Here is an 18943-nt window from a genome sequence, read left to right on the forward strand (position 1 = left end):
GCGCTCAGTTCCAGGGCGCCGTCAGCAGCTGCGCGAAGCGCACGCTCAGCTCCGGACGCCGCATCATCGCTTGTATCCAGGCCTGCGCCTCCGTGCTCCAGTCGGCAATCGACAGGCCGCGCGCCTCGAAGACCTCCAGCGAGTTGCCACACACGCTCATCGCCTTGAGCACCCGCGCGTACTCCAGCAGCGTGCCCAGCGTCGCCCCGGGGAGGATGACCTCCGTGTCCAGGTCCTGTGCATCCACCCGGGGGCTGGACTGGAACCACCGCTCCGGGGACATGGGCGTTCCCATCTGGGCCACCGCGCTCATCAGCCGCGCGCGGTGATCCTCCTGCTCCTGCCGGATGCGGTCCGCCTCGCGCTGGGCGAGTTCGATTTGCCGCTGCTGGTCCCTGCGTCGGGACTCCTCCACGCGCCGCCGCAGCTCGTCCTGGCGCCGCCGCTCCTCCTCGTCCCGCCGACGCTCCAGGTACTCGCCCATCATCTTCACGTCGACGTGGATGTCCTCCAGCAGGTCCCGGTGGTAGCTGGACTCGGCCTCCGCGACGGGCGCCTCGCGCACGCGCCGCTCGAAGTCCGGGAGCCACGCCATGAAGCGCTCCACGTCGGGGATGAGGAAGTCGTGCCCCTGGCGCAGCGCATTGTTGAGCGGCGCGGACGCGGAGGACACCGCGTGCGAGGTGGAGCGCGGCCACGCATCCACCCGCGCCTCCGCGGCCGCCCAGACGACGGGGAGCCGCTCGGCCAGCGTCTGGGCGGGGACGTCACCCAACAGCCACCCCACCAGCCCCGGGAGATGGAGCTGCGAGTCCGCGCGCCACCACGTCTCGAAGGTGGCGATGGCGTCCGGCTCCGCCGCGAGCTGGCGCTCCCACAGCTCCTGTCGCCAGGGCGTGAAGGCGGCCAGCAGCTCCGCGCGCTCGCTGGGGTGGCGCTGGAAGCGCAGCCACACGGCGTCGATGAGCTCCTCACGGCCGGAGATGCCGCTCCAGGAGCGCACCGCCTTCACCAGCGGGGCCAGCACCGCCGCGCGCGCGGGCCGCTCCCACGCCGCCATCAGCAGCCGCGCCGAGCGGCCTCGCCCCAGCTCCGGCGCCAGGCGGTCCAGCCGCCCCGGCAGCGACACCAGCAGGTCCAGCAGCTCTTTCGCACACGCGGCGTCCCGCGCCCACGAGTGCACCAGCGTCAGCTCCTCCACATCGCCCAGCGCGAGGAGGCTCGTGAAGGCGCCCGCCCTCACCAGCTCCGCGCGCTCGGAGGAGGGCGCGACGCGGAGCGCTCGAACGGCGGCGTCATGAAACGCGCGCGCGGCCGGCGTGGCCCGGGCCTCTCGCTCCTCGGTGGCCCACTCCAGCCACCGCATCACGTTGCGCGCGGGCCACGTGCCCAGGGTGTCGCGAGCCCACGCTCCCCAGCGGGCCTGGACCTCTGGTGACAGGCGCTCGAAGGGCATGTTGCGGGCCCAGGACTGCACCGCGTCCGCGAGCGCATCCGGCTCCCGCGCGCTGACGGCGAGCACCGCGTCCAGCATCTCCAGCGTGGGCGGTGAGGGCAGTCGTCGCAGCACATCCCGGACGAAGGCCGCGTCCCCCGTCTCGCGGAGGCGCTCGAGCAGCGCCGACGAGCCGAGCGACGCCAGCGCCCCCCGCGCCTCCGTCACCACCTCCGCGTCCTCCGAGTCCAGCGCGGCGAGCAGCCCCGGCTCGTCGCGGAGCACGAGCGCGCACTCGAAGCGGAGGTCCTCGTCCGGAGAGCGCAGCCCCTCGCGCAGCGCGAAGAGCAGGTCCACTTCGGGCGGCTTGCCGGTGGCGCGCACCCAGGCCACCGCGGCGCGCGCGGTGTGCTCCGGGAAGCCCGCGAAGATGTCGCGCGCGTGGCGCTCGATGAGTTCGCGCTGCTGCCGCTGCAACCGCGTGCGGCTCCACACCCGCCAGCGCGTCAGGGCGAGCGCGGCCTCCATCGCCGCGCGTCCCTCCTGGTACAGACAGGACAGGACGGTGGAGAACATGTCCCGCGTGTCCTGTCTCAGCTGGACCTTCGCGAGCGCCGCGAGCTGGCGGAGCTCGGGAGCCTGGCTGCGCTGGAACATCGCCGCCAGCGAGTCCTCGTCATCCTCATCGGAGGAGGATTCAGGCACGGGCGGCTGGGTCCACGGGAGCTGTTCGGCCCAGCGGTCCTCGGCGTCCTCCGCGAAGTCCGGCAGCGTCAGGAAGGGCTGGCACTCGCGCACGTCCGCGACGACGCGCAGCACGTCCGCCCACCGCGCGGCGTACTGGGACTCCAACTGCCAGGAAAGAGAGGGCTCCAGCGCCTCCAGTCGCCCCACCACCGAGAAGCGGTCCACGCCCGCGTGCAGCAGCATGCGCGCGGCGCCGTAGTGCTCGGGCGGCACCGGACCGCACGCGCAGTTGGGACACCGGATGCCGGGCGTGTTGAAGCGGGTGCAGCCGGGACACCGCACCCGCGTGCCACGGAGGGCACCGTTCTCCCACGGAAGGGCCATGCCCCCTGTCTACAACGTCCCGGTGCCGCCGCGCCCGCCTGGACTCACCGGCTCAAGGAGGACACCCCCCATCCGGCCGGATGAGCAGGGCATACAGCCGCCGGACCCCGCTGTTATCCTCGGCGGTGAAGAACGCATGGTCCTGGGAGCGCGTGAAATTCCTCGGGTTGGAGGAGAGCGGCCCGGGCGCGATTTCCGTCAGGGACACCGTGGAGATGCGCACCCCGTCGCCCACCCACGGCTCCGCGCCCCGGTTGCGAATGGACGCGCCGAAGAAGAGCAGGTCCTCGAGCGTCGTCAGCTCGCTCGGAAACGAGCTGCCAGCTCCGGCCTCCAGGTCTCCGAACAGGCGCGTGCGCTGCTCCGTGCCATCGCTGTCCCAGGGCTCCACGCCATAGACGCCGTCATTCGCGGCGAAGAAGAGCTGGTTGCCCAGCACCGCGAAGTGCTCGGGATACGAGCCCTCGGGTCCCGGGCGGATGTCCTCCACCCGCGTGGTGCCCGCGGGGGTGCCGTCGCTGCGCCACAGCTCCATGTCCTCGATGGCCATGTGCGGTGAGGCGCCGAACAGCAACTTCCCGTCCACCCCCGCCAGCTCTCCCACCATCCCGAACTGGCCCAGCATCACCGGCGTCGCGCCCGCGTCCGTCACCATCAACGTCCCGCTCCTGCCGTGGGAGCCGCCGCCTCCGTGCACGCCGCCCTCGACGAAGAACAGCTTGCGGCCCACGGGCGTCAGCGGACTCGGGATGCCCTGGTCGCTCGGCGTGCGGAACACCTCCACCGCGCCGGGGCCGCCCTCCGTGCGCATCAACAACGTGAAGGTGCTGAGCGCCGAGCGCAGGAAATACAGCGCGCCATCTCCTCCCTGGGTGAGTTGGGACGGAGACGAGTCCTCGGTCCCCACCTCCAGGTCCTCCACCATGAAAGTGCCCGCGGACGTGCCGTCGCTGCGCCACAGCTCGCGCCCGTGCACCGGGTCTCCCGCCGTGAAGTAGAGCAGCCCCTTGAACGCGAACAACTCGGTCGGGAACGAGCCCACCGCGCCGGGCCAGATGTCCTTCACGCGTCGGGTGCCGTCAGTGGTGCCATCCGTCGCGAACAACTCGCGCCCCGCCACCGGGTCCGTGGCGGCGAAGAACACCTGCGTCCCCACCCGCGTGAACCACCGGGGGTCCGAACTCGCCGCTCCGACAACGAGGTCCTTCAGCAGTCGGGTCCCCGCTCCCGGCACGCCGTTGCTCACCCACGGCTCGCGACCTCGCACGCCGTCGTCCACGCTGAACACCAGGCCCGTCGGGCCGGGGGCCAGGGGTGGCGAGAACGGTGTCTCCTCCACCGCCGTGACACCCAGCGACACGGCGGTCCGCGAGCAGGCCTCCCAGGTGCTCACGAGCGGGGACACGGCCTCCTTCGCCTGCTCCGACGAGTCCGGAGCGGAGGAACAACTCGCGAGCAGACACACCATCCCCAGGAAACGACGCCGGTACCTCATCGGGACTTCTCCTCCATCCGCGCGAGCCGACCGCGGGCGCCCTTGAGAGGACACCGACGTCGAGACCTCCGCGCGAGCGTGAGACGAAGCCAATTCGCGCCGCGAGACAACGACCCTCCGGTGGGAGCGCCACGTCGCCCAAGCAGCACTGTTCGAGACGCGAGAACAGCTATGCACTTTGCGCCGCGCCCCTACGTTCTGCCGCCGCCATTGAAAAGCACTCACCCGGAGCGCTCATGAAGCCCCTCGGCCTCACCCTCCCGCCACGCGCGCATGCGGTCTGGCTCCTCGGCCTCGTGCTGCTGGCGACTTCAGCCCGCGCGCAGACCCCCGCGCAGGTCGGTCGCTGGTCCAGTGTCATGAACTGGCCCATCACCGCCACCCACCTGAGTCTGCTTCCCGACGGCAAGGTGATGTTCTTCGGCGAGTTCGAGGAGGGCGACCTGCCTCCCATGCGCTGGGACCCCACCACGGGGACGCTCTCCACGTTTGCCTCCCCCGGCTACAACATCTTCTGCTCGGGCCACTCCTTCCTCTCGAACGGGAAGATGCTCGTCTCCGGGGGACACATCGCGAGCCACGTGGGGCTCGACGACGCGAGCCTCTTCGACTTCGCCACCAACACCTGGACGCGCCTGCCGGACATGAACAACGGGCGCTGGTACCCCACCAACACGACCCTCTCCAACGGAGACGTGGTGGTCACCTCCGGAGAAATCGCGGGGCCCGGCGACATCAACCAGATTCCCCAGCGCTTCATCGCGGGCACCAACACCTGGAGGACGCTGACCAGCGCGCAGAAGAACTTCCCCTACTACCCGAAGATGTTCCTCGCGCCCAACGGACGGCTCTTCTACGCCGGCTCCCTGCGCCTCTCGCTGTGGTTGGACCCCAACGGCAATGGCGCCTGGACCAACGGGCCGCAGAGCCTCTTCGGCGGCCGCAACTACGGCCCCGCCGTGTACATGGACGGCAAGGTGCTCATCATCGGCGGCAGCGAGCCGCCCACCGCCACCATGGAGCAGATAGACCTCACCGCCGCCACGCCCGCCTGGCAGTACCGGGCCGCGATGAGCATCCGCCGACGCCAGCACAACGCGGTGCTCCTGCCGGACGGCACCGTGCTCGTCCTCGGTGGCAGCAGCGGTCCCGGCTTCGACTCGGCCGACTTCCCCGTCTACCACGCGGAGGTCTACAACCCGGCCACCAACACCTGGACCTCGCTGGCGAGCAACGTCCGCTACCGCGGCTATCACTCCACCGCCCTGCTGCTGCCGGACGGACGCGTGCTGTCCGCGGGAGGACGCCTTGAGCGCACCGCGGAAATCTACTCTCCGCCCTATCTCTTCAAGGGCGCGCGCCCCGTCGTCACCGCGGCCCCCACCACCGCCCTGCCGGCGAGCACCTTCACCATCACCACGCCCGACGCGGCCAACATCTCCCGCGTGTCCCTCATCGCGCTCAGCTCGGTGACGCACACGTTCGACATGAACCAGCGGCTGCTCACGCTCAACTTCACGCGCAACACGGGCAGCCTCACCGTCACCGCGCCCGCCAACCGCAACCTCGCGCCGCCCGGCTACTACCAGCTCTTCATCGTGAACAACGCGGGCGTGCCCTCGTATGGCCGCAGGCTGCGCATCCCTCCGCCCTGATTCATGGAAGGATGCACATCGCATGAAGAGCGACTGCCCCATCTGCCCACAACCTGCCCCCACGCTGCGCGTCATCGACCTGCGCGGTGTCTCCGTCGACACCTGCACCCGCTGTCACGGCCACTGGCTGGACGCGGGTGAGTTGGAACGGCTGGCACCGGGCTGGAGGACGGAGGCCGTCCAGGCGGCCCTGCCGACGGCGACCCGGCGCTGTCGACACACGCGACACCATGTTTCAGCGACGCATGAGCTGTGCGGGCTGTGTGGCGCACCCGCCGCGCGCTGTCCGTCCTGCGCGGAGTTCCTCTCCCAGGTCCGCACGGAGGTGTGCTCCGTGGACCTGTGTGGGAGCTGCCATGGCCTGTGGCTGGATGCGAATGAACTCAAGGCGTTGATCGACTGGCACCAGCGCTCCAAGCGTTCACTCGTGGTGGGCGCGGCGGTGGTGGGCACGGCGGCGGCAGCGGCTGCCGCGGCGGCGGCGCTGTCCCAGGTGACCGCGGGCAGCCCCGAGCGCTCCCGGGCCGCCGAGGTCCTGACGGCCTCACTGGAGCGAGCGGGAGACGCGGCGGACGTGGTGGAAGTCGGAGAGATGCTGGTCGTCACGGTGGAGGCGGCCAGCGAGGGCCTGGGCTCCGCCGCCGGGGCGGCCGTGGAGGGAGCGAACGTGGTGGGAGAAGCGGTGGGTGGGTTGCTGGAGGTGGTGGCGGGGTTGTTCCATTGACCCACCTGCACATGGCTTCTGAATCCCCTATGCTCGTGACAGGCCCGTGAGACCCGCCGGATTGTGACGGGGGGAGTGCCGAAGATGAGCCAAGTGAGCACGAAGAGCATTCCAGCGGATGACCGTCGTCTGTTTCCCCGTCTCCAGGCGCCGCTGTATGCGCGCCCGGCCCGGCTGAAATTCGGCGACAAGCGGCAGGTGCTCGACGCGAGCCTGGGAGGCGTGCGCATCTACTCCGACGAGCAGTACGCCGAGGGCGCCCAGCTCGAGGTGGACCTGTTTCCGGGAGACGGCTCCACGCTGGAATGTCGCGCGCGCGTGGCGTGGCTGCGCAAGCTTCCCAAGGACGCGGTGGCCCGGTTCGAAGTAGGCCTCGCGTTCACGGACGTCTCTCCGGAGACGCTGGAGCGTCTCAAGTCCGTGCTCGTCGCCGAAGAAGACTGAGCCCCTGAAGGCTCACGTCCGTCTGGCGACGTCGTCCCACAGGGCGCGCAGCTCCTGTTCCAGTCCGGGCACGGAGGAGGCGCGCAGGCTGCCTCCGCCGCGAAAGAGCGACAGCCCCTCGAAGAAGGCCATCAACAGGGCCGCGCGTCGCTCCCGTCGGGCGGGCGTGAGGTCGGGCGCGAGCTCGCGCAAAAGCTCGACGATGCCCTCGCGATAGCCCGCGTAGAAGACGCCCAACGCTTCGGCCACCATGGTGTCCCGCGCGGCCAGGGCCCACAGCTCCGCGAAGAGCTGGAAGTGTTGGGGTGACTCCTGGTCCTCCAACAGGGCCTCCAGCGCGTGCCGTGAGCGCTTCACCGGGTCCTGCCCTCCTCCTTCCATGCGCTCGCGCACCCGGCGGATGGCGGTCTCCAGGTAGCGCGCGAGCAGCGCGCGCACCACGTCCTGCTTGGTGGGGAAGTAGTACTGGAGATTGCCCAGGCTCAGCCCCGCGCGCTGGGCCACGCCGCGCAGGCTCAGCCCCGCGTAGCCGTCCTCCACCAGCACCTCCATGGCCGCGTCCAGGATGCTCTCCACGCGCTCGTGGCCCTTGGCATGGACCGCCGTGCCCTCTCGCGGCTTCGCGGAGGGGAGCTTCCCGGGGGACTTGCTCACGCGTGGGGGCATCAGGCCGCCTTCCTCGTCGGCACCTCGGCGGACGACGCTACCTCATCGAGCCGCACGGTGACGCCGCACGCGCGCAGCGTGGCCAGCATCTGCTCGGGCCTCGGCTCGTGCTCCGGGAACCACACGCCGGAGGACGGAGGAGGCGCGCCATCCAGGCCCAGGAGTCGCTCGACGCCGAGCAGCGCGCCCACCGCAGTCAGGTGCGCCTGACCCTTCGGGTCCACCACCTCGATGCGGGTGCGGCCATGCTCGCCCTCGAGGTCCGCGAGCCACGCGGCCTCGCCGCCCGTGCCGCTCGTCGCCAGCAGCGCCCGGCGCAGCGGCGTCAGTCGGGGATGCTGGAGCAGACGCAGGATGCCCAGTCGCTGGAGCACCACCAGCGACCACGTCGCCGAGCCCGAGTCGAACCCCAACCGGGTCGCCACGCCGCGCGCGCCCAGCACCATGGGCAGCGTCGCCTGCTCGGGCGTGTCGAGCCGGAACACCCGCGTGCTCCTTCCATCCGAGAACGTCACGCGCCGCCCGTCCGTCAGGGGCAGCACCTGGCGCTCCTGGCCGCGCTCCGTCACGTCGAAGGATAGCCCCAGCCGGTCCATGTACTCCAGGGAGTCCGGCCCCGCCTCGTCCGCGAGCGCGAAGCGGATGCCCACGTCCACGTGCTCCAGCCGCCCCAGGCGTCGCGCGGCCATCGCCACCAGTCGCGGCACCAGCCCCGCCATCCACGCCGAGCCCAGCATCACCGGCCCCCGAGGAGGCGTGCCCGACAGCCGCAGCACCGCGGCTCGCACCCGCGACGTCCACCGGGTGATGTCCAGCACGGGAATGCCGTCGCGCGCCGCCGACATCAGCAGGTGGTCCTCCGGGTCATTGACCAGCGACACCACGGCCCGAGGCTTCACGCCCAGCGCCGCCAGGGGCGAGGGCGCGCGGATATCCAGCGCCACACCCTCGGCTCCACCCAACTGCGCGGCCAGCTCCCGCGCGGGCTCCAGCCTCCGGCCGGCGATGACGAGCGGCAACCCGGGATGACGCTCCCTCAACAGGCGGGCGAGCCGGGCGCCCACCACTCCGTAGCCCCCCACCAGCACGACACTTCCCTCGGACACCATGGCGACTCCCACGCTCGGGCACGGAGTGTTTCCGCCCCATGGAAATCAATATAGGTCACATGACCTAAATTTCACGACAATCGCCCGGGAGGCCCTTCCGGGGTGCGGAGGGGCTCGAAGCTCGACGCACCCGCGGCGCGACGACACGGCGCAGCCGCTGTTCCCCTTCTTCTCCGGGGTCTTCGAGCGCGCTCTTGCAGCCACGAGTCGCGCACGTCGGCGGGCCGGGCGTTGTGCTCCAGCCTCGTTTGGCCCAGGCTGACCGGGTGAGTCTGGCCCCGCGGTCACCCCTCCCCGAGACATCCCGACGCGCGGGCTTCGCGCACCTCGCCTTCGAGCGCTCGGGCCCACGCACCGTGGTGAGCAAGGCGCTGGCGCACAGCCCGCTGCGCCTGCTCACCCCTCGCAACCACGGCCACGCCGCGTGGGCCTACACCAGCTCGTTCGGTGGTGGCCTCGTGGATGGAGACCACCTCTCGCTCGAGGTGGACGTGGCGCCCGGTGCCACCGCGTGGCTGTCTTCCCAGGGAGCCAACCGCGTCTATCGCTCGCCCTCCGGCTGTCGCAGCGACGTGTCCGCCCGCGTGGGTGAGGACGCCCTGCTCGCCTGGGTGCCAGACCCCACCGCGTGTTTCACCGGCGCGCGATACAGCCAGACCCTCGCGTTCCAGCTCGCGCCTGGCGCATCGCTCGTCCTCGCGGACCTCGTCACCTCCGGACGCAGCGCCCGGGGCGAGCGCTGGGCGTTCTCGCACTACGCCTCCACCCTGCGCGTCCACGTGGGCGAGCGCGCCATTATCGACGAGCGCTGGCTGTTGGACCCCAGCCACGGGACGCTCCCGGAGCGCCTGGGCCGCTTCGAGGCCATGGCCACCCTCCTCCTCGTCGGCCCCGCGCTGGCCACCGCGCGCGAGGCACTGCACGCCCGAGTCACCTCGCTCCCGGTCACCTCGCGCGCCTCCCTCATCCCCTCCTCCAGCCCGTTGGGCACCCACGGCCTGCTCGTGCGCGCCGCCGCCGTGTCCGTGGAGGAGCTGGTGCGCACCACCCGCGACTGGCTCTCCTTCCTCCCGGCGCTGCTCGGGGACGACCCCTGGGCCCGCCGCGTCTGAGCCCCCTCCCTGGCGACGCCCGACACGTTGCACTACTGTTGACGCGTCAAGTCATGGCGCCTTCGGGCCTCCGGGAGTTGGTCTCGTGCACCTGTCCCCTCGCGACGTCGACAAGCTGTTGCTGCATCAGGCGGGCTTCCTGGCCCAGAAGCGGCTCGCCCGAGGGGTGCGGCTGAGCTACCCGGAGGCTGTCGCCCTCATCGCCACGCAGTTGCTGGAGTTCATCCGTGACGGCCGCAGCGTCGCCGAGCTGATGGACCTGGGGCGGCGATTCCTGGGGCGCGCGCAGGTGATGGAGGGCGTGCCGGAGATGCTCGCGGAGGTGCAGGTGGAGGGCACCTTCCCGGACGGCTCCAAGCTGGTGACGGTGCACCACCCGGTGGTGGCCGAGCATGGGGATTTGGAGCTGGCACTGTATGGCAGCTTCCTCCCCGTGCCTTCGCTGGAGCGTTTCAGCGCGCCGGTGTCCACGTCGGATGGAGTGCCCGGTGAGGTGCGCGTGCTGCCCGGCGACATCGAACTCAACGCGGGCCGCGACACCATCTCCCTCACCGTGACGCACCTGGGGGACCGCCCCATCCAGGTGGGCAGCCACTACCCCTTCTTCGAGACGAACCGCGCGCTCGCCTTCGACCGCGAGAAGGCCTACGGCCGGCGCCTCGACATCCCCGCGGGCACGGCGGTGCGCTTCGAGCCGGGTGAGCGCAAGACGGTGCAGTTGGTGGCCATCGCGGGCGAGCAGGTGGTGCGCGGCGGCAACGCGTTGGGCAGCGGCAAGGTGTCCGCGGAGAATCGCGAGCGCGGAATGGAAGCGGTCCGTGCGCAAGGCTTCGGCCATGAAGAGGAGCGCGAATGAGTCGGAAGATGGACCGGCGCCACTACGCGGACATGTTCGGGCCCACCACCGGAGACAAGGTGCGGCTGGGCGACACGGGGCTGTGGGCGGAGGTAGAGCGCGACGCCACCGTCTACGGAGACGAGTGCAAGTTCGGCGGAGGCAAGGTGCTGCGCGAGGGCATGGGCCAGCGCGCGGGGGCCGGTGACGCGGACGCGCTGGACGTGGTCCTGACCAACGCGCTCATCCTCGACTGGACGGGCATCTACAAGGCGGACATCGGAATCAAGGCGGGCCGCATCGTCGGCATCGGCAAGGCGGGCAACCCGGACATCATGGCCGGGGTGACGCCAGGGATGGTGGTGGGCGTCACCACCGAGGCCATCTCCGCGGAGGGGCACCTCGTCACGGCGGGCGGGCTGGACACGCATATCCACTTCATCTGCCCGCAGCAGGCGGACGAGGCGCTCGCCAGCGGCATCACCACATGGGTGGGCGGAGGCACGGGCCCCGCGACGGGGACGAAGGCGACCACGTGTACGCCGGGCATCTGGAATCTCCAGCGGATGCTCCAGGCCACGGACACGATTCCGCTCAACATCGGCCTCACGGGCAAGGGCAACACGTCCATGCCGGAGGGTCTGGTCGACCAGATTCGCGCGGGCGCCATCGGCCTGAAGCTGCACGAGGACTGGGGCACCACACCCGCGGCCATCGACACGTGCCTCACCGTGGCCGAGGACGAGGACATCCAGGTCACCATCCACACGGATACGCTCAACGAGTCGGGCTACGTGGATGACTCGCTGGCGGCCATCAAGGGCCGCACCATCCACACGTACCATTCGGAGGGCGCGGGCGGCGGCCATGCGCCGGACATCATCCGCGTGTGCGGTGTGGACAACGTGTTGCCCTCGTCCACGAACCCCACGCGGCCGTACACGGTGAACACGCTGGACGAGCACCTCGACATGCTCATGGTCTGCCATCACCTGGACCGTGAGATTCCCGAGGACGTGGCCTTCGCCGAGAGCCGCATCCGGGGCGAGACGATTGCCGCCGAGGACATCCTTCATGACCTGGGCGCCATCAGCATCATGTCCTCGGACAGCCAGGCCATGGGGCGCGTGGGCGAGGTCATCTGTCGCACGTGGCAGACGGCGCACAAGATGCGCGAGCAGCGTGGGCGGCTGAGTCAGGAAGCCGGCGACAACGACAACCTGCGCATCCGGCGGTACGTGGCGAAGTACACCATCAACCCGGCCATCGCCCATGGGCTGTCGCACGAGGTCGGCTCGGTAGAGGTGGGCAAGCTCGCGGACCTGGTGCTGTGGCGGCCGGCCTTCTTCGGCATCCGTCCGGAGCTGGTCATCAAGGGTGGCTTCATCGCCTGGGGGCAGATGGGGGACGCCAACGCCTCCATCCCCACGCCGCAGCCGTATTTGATGCGGCCCATGTTCGGAGCGCGAGGCCGCGCGCTCGGGGCCACCAGCGTGGTGTTCGTTTCTCCGCGTGCGTTGGCGGAGGGGACGACGCGCGAGCTGGGGTTGATGAAGCGGGTGGTCGCGGTGAAGCGGTGTCGGGGCTTGAGCAAGCGGGACATGCGGCTCAACGACGCGCTGCCGGTCATCACGGTGGACCCGGAGACGTACGAGGTGCGGGCGGACGGAGAGCTGTTGCGGTGTGAGGCCGCGGTGAAGCTGCCGCTGGCGCAGCGCTACTCGCTGTTCTGACCGGGAGCCGCGCGCCATGGGCTCTTCCTGGAAGGTGCTTCAGCTCGCGGACTCGGGGTTTCCCACGGGGGGCTTCGCGCACTCGGGGGGACTGGAGGCGGCGGTGCAGGCGGGCGAGGTGCGTGGGGCGCCGGAGCTGCGCCGCTTCGCGCGGGAGCTGCTGTGGCAGGCGGGGTACGGGGCACTTCCGTTGTTGAGCGCGGCGCATCGCGAGCCGTCGCGACTGCCGGAGCTGGACGCGCGCACGGAGGCATTCCTCACGAGCCATGTGGCGCACCGGGCGAGCCGCACGCAGGGGCGAGCGTTTCTGGACACGTGCGCGCGCATCTTCCCGGGTCCGGTGGGGCCGCTGCGCGAGGCAGCGCGGGCGGCGGGGCTGGGCTTCCACCATGCGCCGGTGTTCGGTGCGGTGTTGAACGTGCTGGAGGTCGAGCTGTCGGAGGCGCAGCGGCTGCATCTATCGCTGACGTTGAGAGGCACGCTGTCGGCGGCGGTGCGGCTGGGCATCATCGGCACGCACGAGTCGCACCAGCTCCAGCATCAGGCGACATCATTGTTGGACACGGTGTTGGAGCGATGCGCGGGGCTGGGGTTGGAGGAGCTGGCGCAGCCCTCACCGCTGTTGGACTTGCTGGGTTCCACGCACGACCGGCTCTATTCGAGACTCTTCCTGTCCTGAGGTGAAGCGCACATGCACGACGATGACCACCGCGGCCATGGCCATGACGACGAGCACGACCACACGCATGAGGAGTGGGACCATCCGGGCCACTTCGAGGAGCGGGAGGAGCCGAAGAAGCGTGACTACCAGTCGCGGGCCTTCACCATCGGCATCGGTGGGCCGGTGGGGAGTGGGAAGACGGCGCTGGTGCTGGCGTTGTGCCGCAGGCTGCGCGAGCGCTACCGGCTGGGCGTGGTGACGAATGACATCTTCACGAAGGAGGACGCGGAGTTCCTGGTCCGCAACCACGCGCTGTCTCCGGAGCGAATCAAGGCGGTGGAGACGGGAGGGTGTCCGCACGCGGCGATTCGCGAGGACATCAGCCACAACCTGCTGGCGCTGGAGCAGTTGATGGAGGAGCTGACGCCGGAGCTGCTGATTGTGGAGAGCGGCGGCGACAACCTGGCGGCGCAGTACAGCCGGGAGTTGGCGGACTACACGGTGTATGTCATTGATGTTGCGGGCGGGGACAAGGTGCCGCGCAAGGGTGGGCCGGGCATCACCCAGTCGGACCTGCTCATCATCAACAAGACGGACCTGGCGCCGCACGTGGGCGCGGACCTGGGAGTGATGGAGCGCGACGCGAAGAAGATGCGCGGCAGCGGGCCGTTCGTCTTCACTCAAGTCACGAAGGACGTGGGCCTGGACGAAGTCATCGAGCACCTGCTCACGGCGTGGAAGCAGCGCACCGGCGCACGCGCGTCCTGACCTCCCCGCGGTCTCCAACAGTGCCTCCCACTGTCATTGATTGGGAGGCGCTGTCGCTGCGACTCACATCAGGGTGTCGCCATCCACTTGGAGAATCACCGGACGATTCTCACGGTCCGCGGGGTCATAGGCCACATCCAACACCGTGCCGGCCACCAGCCGGAGGATGAGCTCACGCCCGTGCACCAAACGCACCTGCTCCACGAGCCAGTCCTTGCCCGGCTCCCCTTCGTGCATCAGGAGCCGCAGGTGCATGGTGGCCTCGTCGCCCGCGAACATGGAATCGTATGTGACTTCGCGCAACGTGGCCTTCACCCGTCGGCCATGGGTGAGGATCCAGTTCCGCCTGTGGCGCTGCTGCCGGACCTTCCTGATGGCCAGCGCCCCAACAGCGATGACCAGCAAACTCGAGCTGGCCCAGGCCCACGGATGAGGATGATCAAACATGGCGCCCCTTCGAATGATGCGCCAGGGATACTCCCACCCACGCCATCAACGCTGCCAGGACAAAGCGCCGCGCGTGGTGACTCGGCCCGCTGGGCGACCCATTTCATGCGGAAACCCCAAGGACGATGGGTCCCCATGACGCGCGACCTGGGCCATATCGGTCCCAGCAAGCCACCTCGTTCCGGACCTCACACCCATGACCTCTCCTTCGCCTCTCGTTCACCTCGCGCGATGTGCCCTGCTCGGAACGCTGCTCTTGCTCACGGCCTGTGGCGACGAGGAGGACCCGTCCCCCGGTGACGCTGACGACGCGGGAACAGACGCAGGGAGCGATGGTGGGATGGATGCGGGGGGCGACGCCGGAACCGATGCGGGCCCTCCCATCGAGGTGCCCTCGATTCCCGCGCAGACGGTGACGCTGGGCGGGCAGTCCTACGTTGCCTACCAACGCGCCGGAGACACATTCCGCATCGTCTGCCAGGCCCCCTGCCCCATCGAGGAGCCGTACATCTTCGCCCGCTACGAGGGCTTCCGCGCGGTGAAGGACGACCTGCTGTCGCTTACGGGCGTCGACGTAGTGCCGAAGATGATCCCGGTGGATATCCACCTCGCCTCGGACAGCGTGTGCGGGAGTCCAGGGAACCGCGCGGGCGCGGCGTTCATGAACACCACCCCGGAGGGCCCCGGGCCCGGGTCGAACGTCTGCCTCTGGGAGCTGGAGGCTTCACACGTGCAGCCACCCAGCGTCCCGCGTCCTTTGACGGTGGAGAACGCGCTGGCCCGCGAGAACCAGGTGCTGGTGGCACACGAGTACGCGCACGTCGTGTTCTTCCTGCGCCATGAGCTCTCGCACGAATGGTTCGTGCGCGCGATCTCCTACCGCGTCGGAGGAGAAGCGCGGAGCCTATGTGATGCGACGAACGAGCTGTTCGCGCCCACGGCCTGGAACCTGTGCCAGCAGCATGGGCTCGACTATCCGCAGCTCGCGGAGAGCGTGCGACGAATCGACACGCTGTGGTCGAGCGGACAAGGCGTGGAAGTGCTTTACCCGGGCGTTCCGCTCGCCACGTCCATGTACCAGTACCACCGCATCCTGGACGGGCTCGCGGGCGAGGACACCTTCACCGGCCTGTCGGACGCGGGCGAACTGCGTCCGAATCAGTGCGGTGACTCCGCGCGCTTCACACCGGCAGGGGGAATCGTCTCCATGTACGGAGGGCGGGTTCGCTGGGAGCTTCCATCAGGGGCCGTGGCCTCGGAGCTTCAAGTCGAGCCTGGAAGCTGGCGCTCGGGCATGGTGGTGCCCTCCGGATGGTCGACGTTCGCTGGGGCGCACAACTACTCCTTCATGCCGGGCGAGCAGCCGCTCCAGAAGCCGGTCCGACTGACCGTGCGCTACGAGCCGAGCCTCATGCCCGCTGGCGCTTCCGAGGCTTCCCTCACGCTCTACTGGAAGCCCGACACGAGCTTCGCGCAAGAGGTCCCTGGCGCACAGGTGGACACGGTGACTCATACCGTGAGCGGCAGCGTGTCGCGGTTGGGTCGCTACATCGTCGCGCCGCGCTGACTTGAAGTTCGGGTGTTACGCTCCCGGGCATCATGTCTTCGACCACGACGGGCTTCTGGGGCCCGAGCACTTCGACGGTGGACTGGTGCGAGACGAACTACCAGCACCTGTTCCACATCGGAGAGCTGTTCAACTCGGCGTCCAGTCTCATCCTGGTCCTCACGGGCGTGCTGGGCGTCGTGCTGCATCGCCGGGTGTTGGAGCGGCGGTTCCTCCTCGCCTTCGCGTTGCTCGCGTTGGTGGGCGTGGGCAGCACGGCGTTCCACATGACGCTGCGCCGCGAGCACCAGATGCTGGACGAATTGCCGATGCTCTATCTGGCCATCGTCATCGTCTACATCCTGCTGGAGGACCGGCCGGAGCGACGGTTCGGGAGTTGGTTCCCGTGGGCGCTGTTCGGCCACGCGGTGCTCGTGACGTACCTGACGGCGTTCACCCGGGGCGCGGTGCAGTTCTTCCTCTTCCAGGTGAGCTTCGCATCGCTGGAGTTCTTCGCGCTGGGCCGGACGTACTTCCTCCAGCGGCGAAGTCCCGACGCAGGCACGAAGCGGCTGTTCCAGCTCGGCATCGGGGCCTATGCGCTCGCGATTGTGTTGTGGGTGAGCGACATCCAGTTCTGCCCCACCCTCAACGAGACACTGCCCGCGCGAGGCATCCCCAATCCCCAGTTCCACGCGTGGTGGCACGTGCTCGTGGCCTTCGGGTTCAACGCGCTCCTGCTCGTCATCGCGCGGGAGCGGTTGAGGACGCTGGGGAAGGAGTCCCAGCTTCGGGCCGTGCTCGGAGTGATTCCGCGAGTGCTGTTGCCCTCGCGGCTCGGTGAGCAGGTGACACCGCCCTCGTCACGGGACGGAGCAAATCCCACCTGACGAAAAGGAGCGCGCCTTGAGTGAGGTCGCGGTAGCACGCGCACCGCATCGCGACCCCGCACCGCTACTTCTTCTTCGGAGCCGGAGGCGCGGGAGCCGGCGCGGACTTCGCAGGCGCCTGCGTCTGGATGCGCTTCACCACCTCATCCATGAGGTCGTTCGGAATCGGAATGGACAGGTTGTACTGGGCAATCTTCCAGGTGCCGCCATCCTTCACCAGCACACCACTGCCCCGGCTGGGTCCCAGGTTCGGCGTGTCCAGCGTCTCGTCGAACCATGCCACCGCGCCGTCCTTCGACACGGTGATGTGGCGGGAGACCGCCTTGAAACTCCACGCCTTGCCCTTGGAGAAGTACGGCTTCGACCAGGCGCGGAACTCGTCGCGTGTCCACCGCTCCGTGGCGTCCGTGCCCATGTAGACGGCGTCCGGCGTGAAGTACCCGAAGTAGCGCGCTTCGTCCGCCTGGGCGGCGGCCTTGTGCCAGTCATCCAGCACGGTGGTGATGGCGGCCTTGGGGTCCGTGGCGGTTCCCGTCACGGGAGCGGAGGCGAGCACGAACAACAACAGGGAGACAGTGGACACGCGAGGCGACCTCGTTGAAGAGAAGTTCGCGGTATGAAGCTGCACGGCCCACCCCCAGGTCAATACTCCGGGCCGGCCAGAAAGGCGTGAGTCGCGTGGTCCTCGAGAGCTTCCAGGTCGGTGAGGGGGATGTGCCCACGGTGCTGTTGCACGGTTTCCTTGGCACGGGACGCAACCTGCGCTCCCTGGCGATGGCGTGGAGCGCCGCGGACCCTCGGCGCCGCTTCCTGATGCCGGACCTCACCGGCCACGGCGCCTCTCCCGTCCCACCCCCGAGCGCCGACCTCTACACCCTCGCCCGCGACGTGCTCGACACCGCCCGCGCCCAGGGCTTCACCGGCGCGCTCGACTGGGTGGGCCACTCGCTGGGCGGACGTGTCTCCCTCGCCGCCAGCCTCCACGTCCCCGAGGCCGTCTCCCGCGTGTCGCTGCTCGACATCGCCCCCGGCCCCGTACCCTACGACTTGTCCGACAGCGGCATGGTGCTGGGCATCCTCCTCCAGGCCCCACCCCGCGCGCCGAACCGCAAGGAGATGCGGGCGACGCTCACCGCCAAGGGACTGTCTGATGGACTCGCGGACTGGCTGGTGATGAACCTGGTGGCGGACGGCGACGGCGTGCGCTGGCGCTTCGACCGACAGGCCCTCGCGGAGCTGCACTCGCGCGTGAATGGCACGGACCTGTGGGCCGCGGTGGAGCGCAAGGACCGCCCCCCCATGCGCTGCATCCGGGGAGGCCGCTCGCGCTACGTCTCCGACGCGGAGGCCGCTCGCCTGGAGGCCGCGGGCTGCCCGGTGGCGACGCTCCCGGGCGCGGGCCACTTCGTCCACGTGGACGCGGCGAAGGAGCTGCTGGAGTGGTTGCTGCGCGACTGACGCCCGCGCGTCAGATGCGCACGCCCAGGAACAGGCCGGGCCACATGCGCGTGCCCGTGGGCCCGCGCCCCGTCTGCCACTGCGGCATCCACGTCATCCCCTTGTCCGGGTTGTCGTCCGGCGGTTTGTAGGCGTTGAGCGACACACCGCCGAACAGGGCGAAGCGCCGCTTCAACTCCCAGCCCACGCTGCCGCGCAGGCGATAGAGATTGTTCTCCGTGCCTTCGCCGAAGAGCTTGGGCTGCCAGCCACCAATGGAGAGGTCGATGTCCGCGTAGTAGCGGTCCGAGTCACCAAAGGGCAGATGCACGCCCACGCCCAGCGACGTGACGGTGCGCCAGGAGTCGCCCTCCAGGTCCTTCATGCCGATGCTCGCGAGCACATGCACCGTGCGGCTGCCGTACTTCACGCCCACGGACAGCGGCGTGACTTCGTCGGACCAGATTTCGAAGGCGATGCGCCCCTTGCGCACCAGGCTGAGCAGACCGATGGGCACCGACACATCATCGGCGATGTTGATGAACCCGAGCTGCACTCCGCTCACGTTGCCCGCGACGTTGATGATGCCCACCTGCGCGCCCGTCACACTGCCGGCCAGATTGAAGACTCCAATCTGCGCCCCCGTGAGGTTCTCCACCATGTTGACGCCGCCCACGAGCTGGAGCCCATGCATGTCCGCGTCAGAGCGGTTTCCCACCGCCGCGAGCTGGAACCCGGAGAACGAGCGCTCCGAGTAGTTGATGATGCCCGCCAACTGCCCGCCCGTCGCTCCACCGAAGGCGAGGTTGCCACCCGCCGCCAGTTGGAACCCCAGCGCCTCGCCGCCCGTGACGTTGGCGATGCCCGCCAGTTGCACGCCCTCCATCGTCCCGTCCACCCAGCCCAACCCAGCCG

18 protein-coding genes are annotated in these 18943 nt (G+C 69.6%); 11 read left to right on the plus strand and 7 right to left on the minus strand.

Annotated elements, in window-relative coordinates; translation table 11 throughout:
- Positions 1-4 precede the first annotated feature (4 nt).
- Positions 5-2506 (minus strand): hypothetical protein, encoded by a 2502-nt coding sequence (locus tag FJV41_RS03645; RefSeq protein WP_141640990.1) that lies wholly within the window; start codon positions 2504-2506, stop codon positions 5-7.
- A 52-nt stretch (positions 2507-2558) separates the two neighbouring features.
- Positions 2559-4001, minus strand: a complete 1443-nt coding sequence (locus FJV41_RS03650; protein WP_141640991.1) for an ELWxxDGT repeat protein — start codon at positions 3999-4001, stop codon at positions 2559-2561.
- 236 nt (positions 4002-4237) lie between these two features.
- Between FJV41_RS03650 and FJV41_RS03655 the strand changes: the two genes are divergently transcribed.
- The 3 genes from FJV41_RS03655 to FJV41_RS03665 all read left to right on the plus strand — a co-directional run bounded on the left by FJV41_RS03655 (position 4238) and on the right by FJV41_RS03665 (position 6824).
- Positions 4238-5656, plus strand: a complete 1419-nt coding sequence (locus tag FJV41_RS03655) for a galactose oxidase-like domain-containing protein (protein ID WP_141640992.1) — start codon at positions 4238-4240, stop codon at positions 5654-5656.
- A 22-nt stretch (positions 5657-5678) separates the two neighbouring features.
- Positions 5679-6380 carry a TFIIB-type zinc ribbon-containing protein gene (locus FJV41_RS03660; protein WP_174476245.1) on the plus strand — a complete coding sequence of 234 codons (702 nt, stop codon included), beginning with the start codon at positions 5679-5681 and terminating at the stop codon, positions 6378-6380.
- 84 nt (positions 6381-6464) lie between these two features.
- Entirely contained in the window at positions 6465-6824 is a 360-nt protein-coding gene (locus tag FJV41_RS03665) for a PilZ domain-containing protein (protein WP_141640994.1), read from the plus strand.
- A 12-nt stretch (positions 6825-6836) separates the two neighbouring features.
- Here FJV41_RS03665 and FJV41_RS03670 read toward each other — a convergent pair whose 3' ends face one another.
- Together FJV41_RS03670 and FJV41_RS03675 are read right to left on the minus strand one after the other, a co-directional pair.
- Positions 6837-7490, minus strand: a complete 654-nt coding sequence (locus FJV41_RS03670) for a TetR/AcrR family transcriptional regulator (RefSeq protein ID WP_141640995.1) — start codon at positions 7488-7490, stop codon at positions 6837-6839.
- Positions 7490-8599 carry a saccharopine dehydrogenase family protein gene (locus FJV41_RS03675; RefSeq protein ID WP_141640996.1) on the minus strand — a complete coding sequence of 370 codons (1110 nt, stop codon included), beginning with the start codon at positions 8597-8599 and terminating at the stop codon, positions 7490-7492. Before FJV41_RS03675 ends, FJV41_RS03670 begins: the two co-directional genes overlap by 1 nt.
- Before the next feature lie 266 nt (positions 8600-8865).
- On the opposite strand from FJV41_RS03675, the gene FJV41_RS03680 reads away from it, so the two are divergent.
- From FJV41_RS03680 to ureG, 5 genes are all read left to right on the plus strand, one after another.
- On the plus strand, positions 8866-9711 hold the full coding sequence (locus FJV41_RS03680) for an urease accessory protein UreD (protein ID WP_306440860.1): 846 nt from the start codon (positions 8866-8868) through the stop codon (positions 9709-9711).
- An 85-nt stretch (positions 9712-9796) separates the two neighbouring features.
- Entirely contained in the window at positions 9797-10567 is a 771-nt protein-coding gene (gene ureA / locus FJV41_RS03685) for an urease subunit gamma (protein WP_141640997.1), read from the plus strand.
- Positions 10564-12279: an urease subunit alpha gene (gene ureC / locus FJV41_RS03690; RefSeq protein ID WP_141640998.1), complete on the plus strand. Its 1716-nt coding sequence runs from the start codon at positions 10564-10566 to the stop codon at positions 12277-12279. The genes ureA and ureC overlap by 4 nt, the downstream gene beginning before the upstream one ends.
- A 16-nt stretch (positions 12280-12295) precedes the next feature.
- The gene (locus FJV41_RS03695; RefSeq protein ID WP_141640999.1) at positions 12296-12958 is read left to right on the plus strand and encodes an urease accessory protein UreF; all 663 of its coding nucleotides are present in this window, start codon (positions 12296-12298) and stop codon (positions 12956-12958) included.
- A gap of 12 nt (positions 12959-12970) precedes the next feature.
- On the plus strand, positions 12971-13708 hold the full coding sequence (gene ureG, locus FJV41_RS03700; protein ID WP_141641000.1) for an urease accessory protein UreG: 738 nt from the start codon (positions 12971-12973) through the stop codon (positions 13706-13708).
- Positions 13709-13771: 63 nt separating this feature from the next.
- Here the strand turns inward: ureG and FJV41_RS03705 are convergent, their stop codons facing one another.
- Positions 13772-14155 carry a hypothetical protein gene (locus tag FJV41_RS03705; protein WP_141641001.1) on the minus strand — a complete coding sequence of 128 codons (384 nt, stop codon included), beginning with the start codon at positions 14153-14155 and terminating at the stop codon, positions 13772-13774.
- Positions 14156-14351: 196 nt separating this feature from the next.
- Between FJV41_RS03705 and FJV41_RS03710 the strand changes: the two genes are divergently transcribed.
- The gene (locus FJV41_RS03710) at positions 14352-15722 is read left to right on the plus strand and encodes a hypothetical protein (protein ID WP_141641002.1); all 1371 of its coding nucleotides are present in this window, start codon (positions 14352-14354) and stop codon (positions 15720-15722) included.
- A gap of 32 nt (positions 15723-15754) precedes the next feature.
- Complete coding sequence (locus FJV41_RS03715; RefSeq protein WP_141641003.1) at positions 15755-16591, plus strand: ceramidase; 837 nt, start codon at positions 15755-15757, stop codon at positions 16589-16591.
- A gap of 64 nt (positions 16592-16655) precedes the next feature.
- Here FJV41_RS03715 and FJV41_RS03720 read toward each other — a convergent pair whose 3' ends face one another.
- Positions 16656-17174 carry a nuclear transport factor 2 family protein gene (locus FJV41_RS03720; RefSeq protein WP_141641004.1) on the minus strand — a complete coding sequence of 173 codons (519 nt, stop codon included), beginning with the start codon at positions 17172-17174 and terminating at the stop codon, positions 16656-16658.
- A gap of 95 nt (positions 17175-17269) precedes the next feature.
- On the opposite strand from FJV41_RS03720, the gene FJV41_RS03725 reads away from it, so the two are divergent.
- The gene (locus FJV41_RS03725; protein ID WP_141641010.1) at positions 17270-18049 is read left to right on the plus strand and encodes an alpha/beta fold hydrolase; all 780 of its coding nucleotides are present in this window, start codon (positions 17270-17272) and stop codon (positions 18047-18049) included.
- 10 nt (positions 18050-18059) lie between these two features.
- Here the strand turns inward: FJV41_RS03725 and FJV41_RS03730 are convergent.
- Positions 18060-18943, minus strand: an 884-nt coding sequence (locus FJV41_RS03730) for an LA_2272 family surface repeat-containing protein (RefSeq protein WP_438616729.1), incomplete at its 5' end; no start/stop codon positions are given.

The sequence above is a fragment of the Myxococcus llanfairpwllgwyngyllgogerychwyrndrobwllllantysiliogogogochensis genome (genome assembly GCF_006636215.1).
Classification (GTDB): Bacteria; Myxococcota; Myxococcia; order Myxococcales; family Myxococcaceae; genus Myxococcus; species Myxococcus llanfairpwllgwyngyllgogerychwyrndrobwllllantysiliogogogochensis.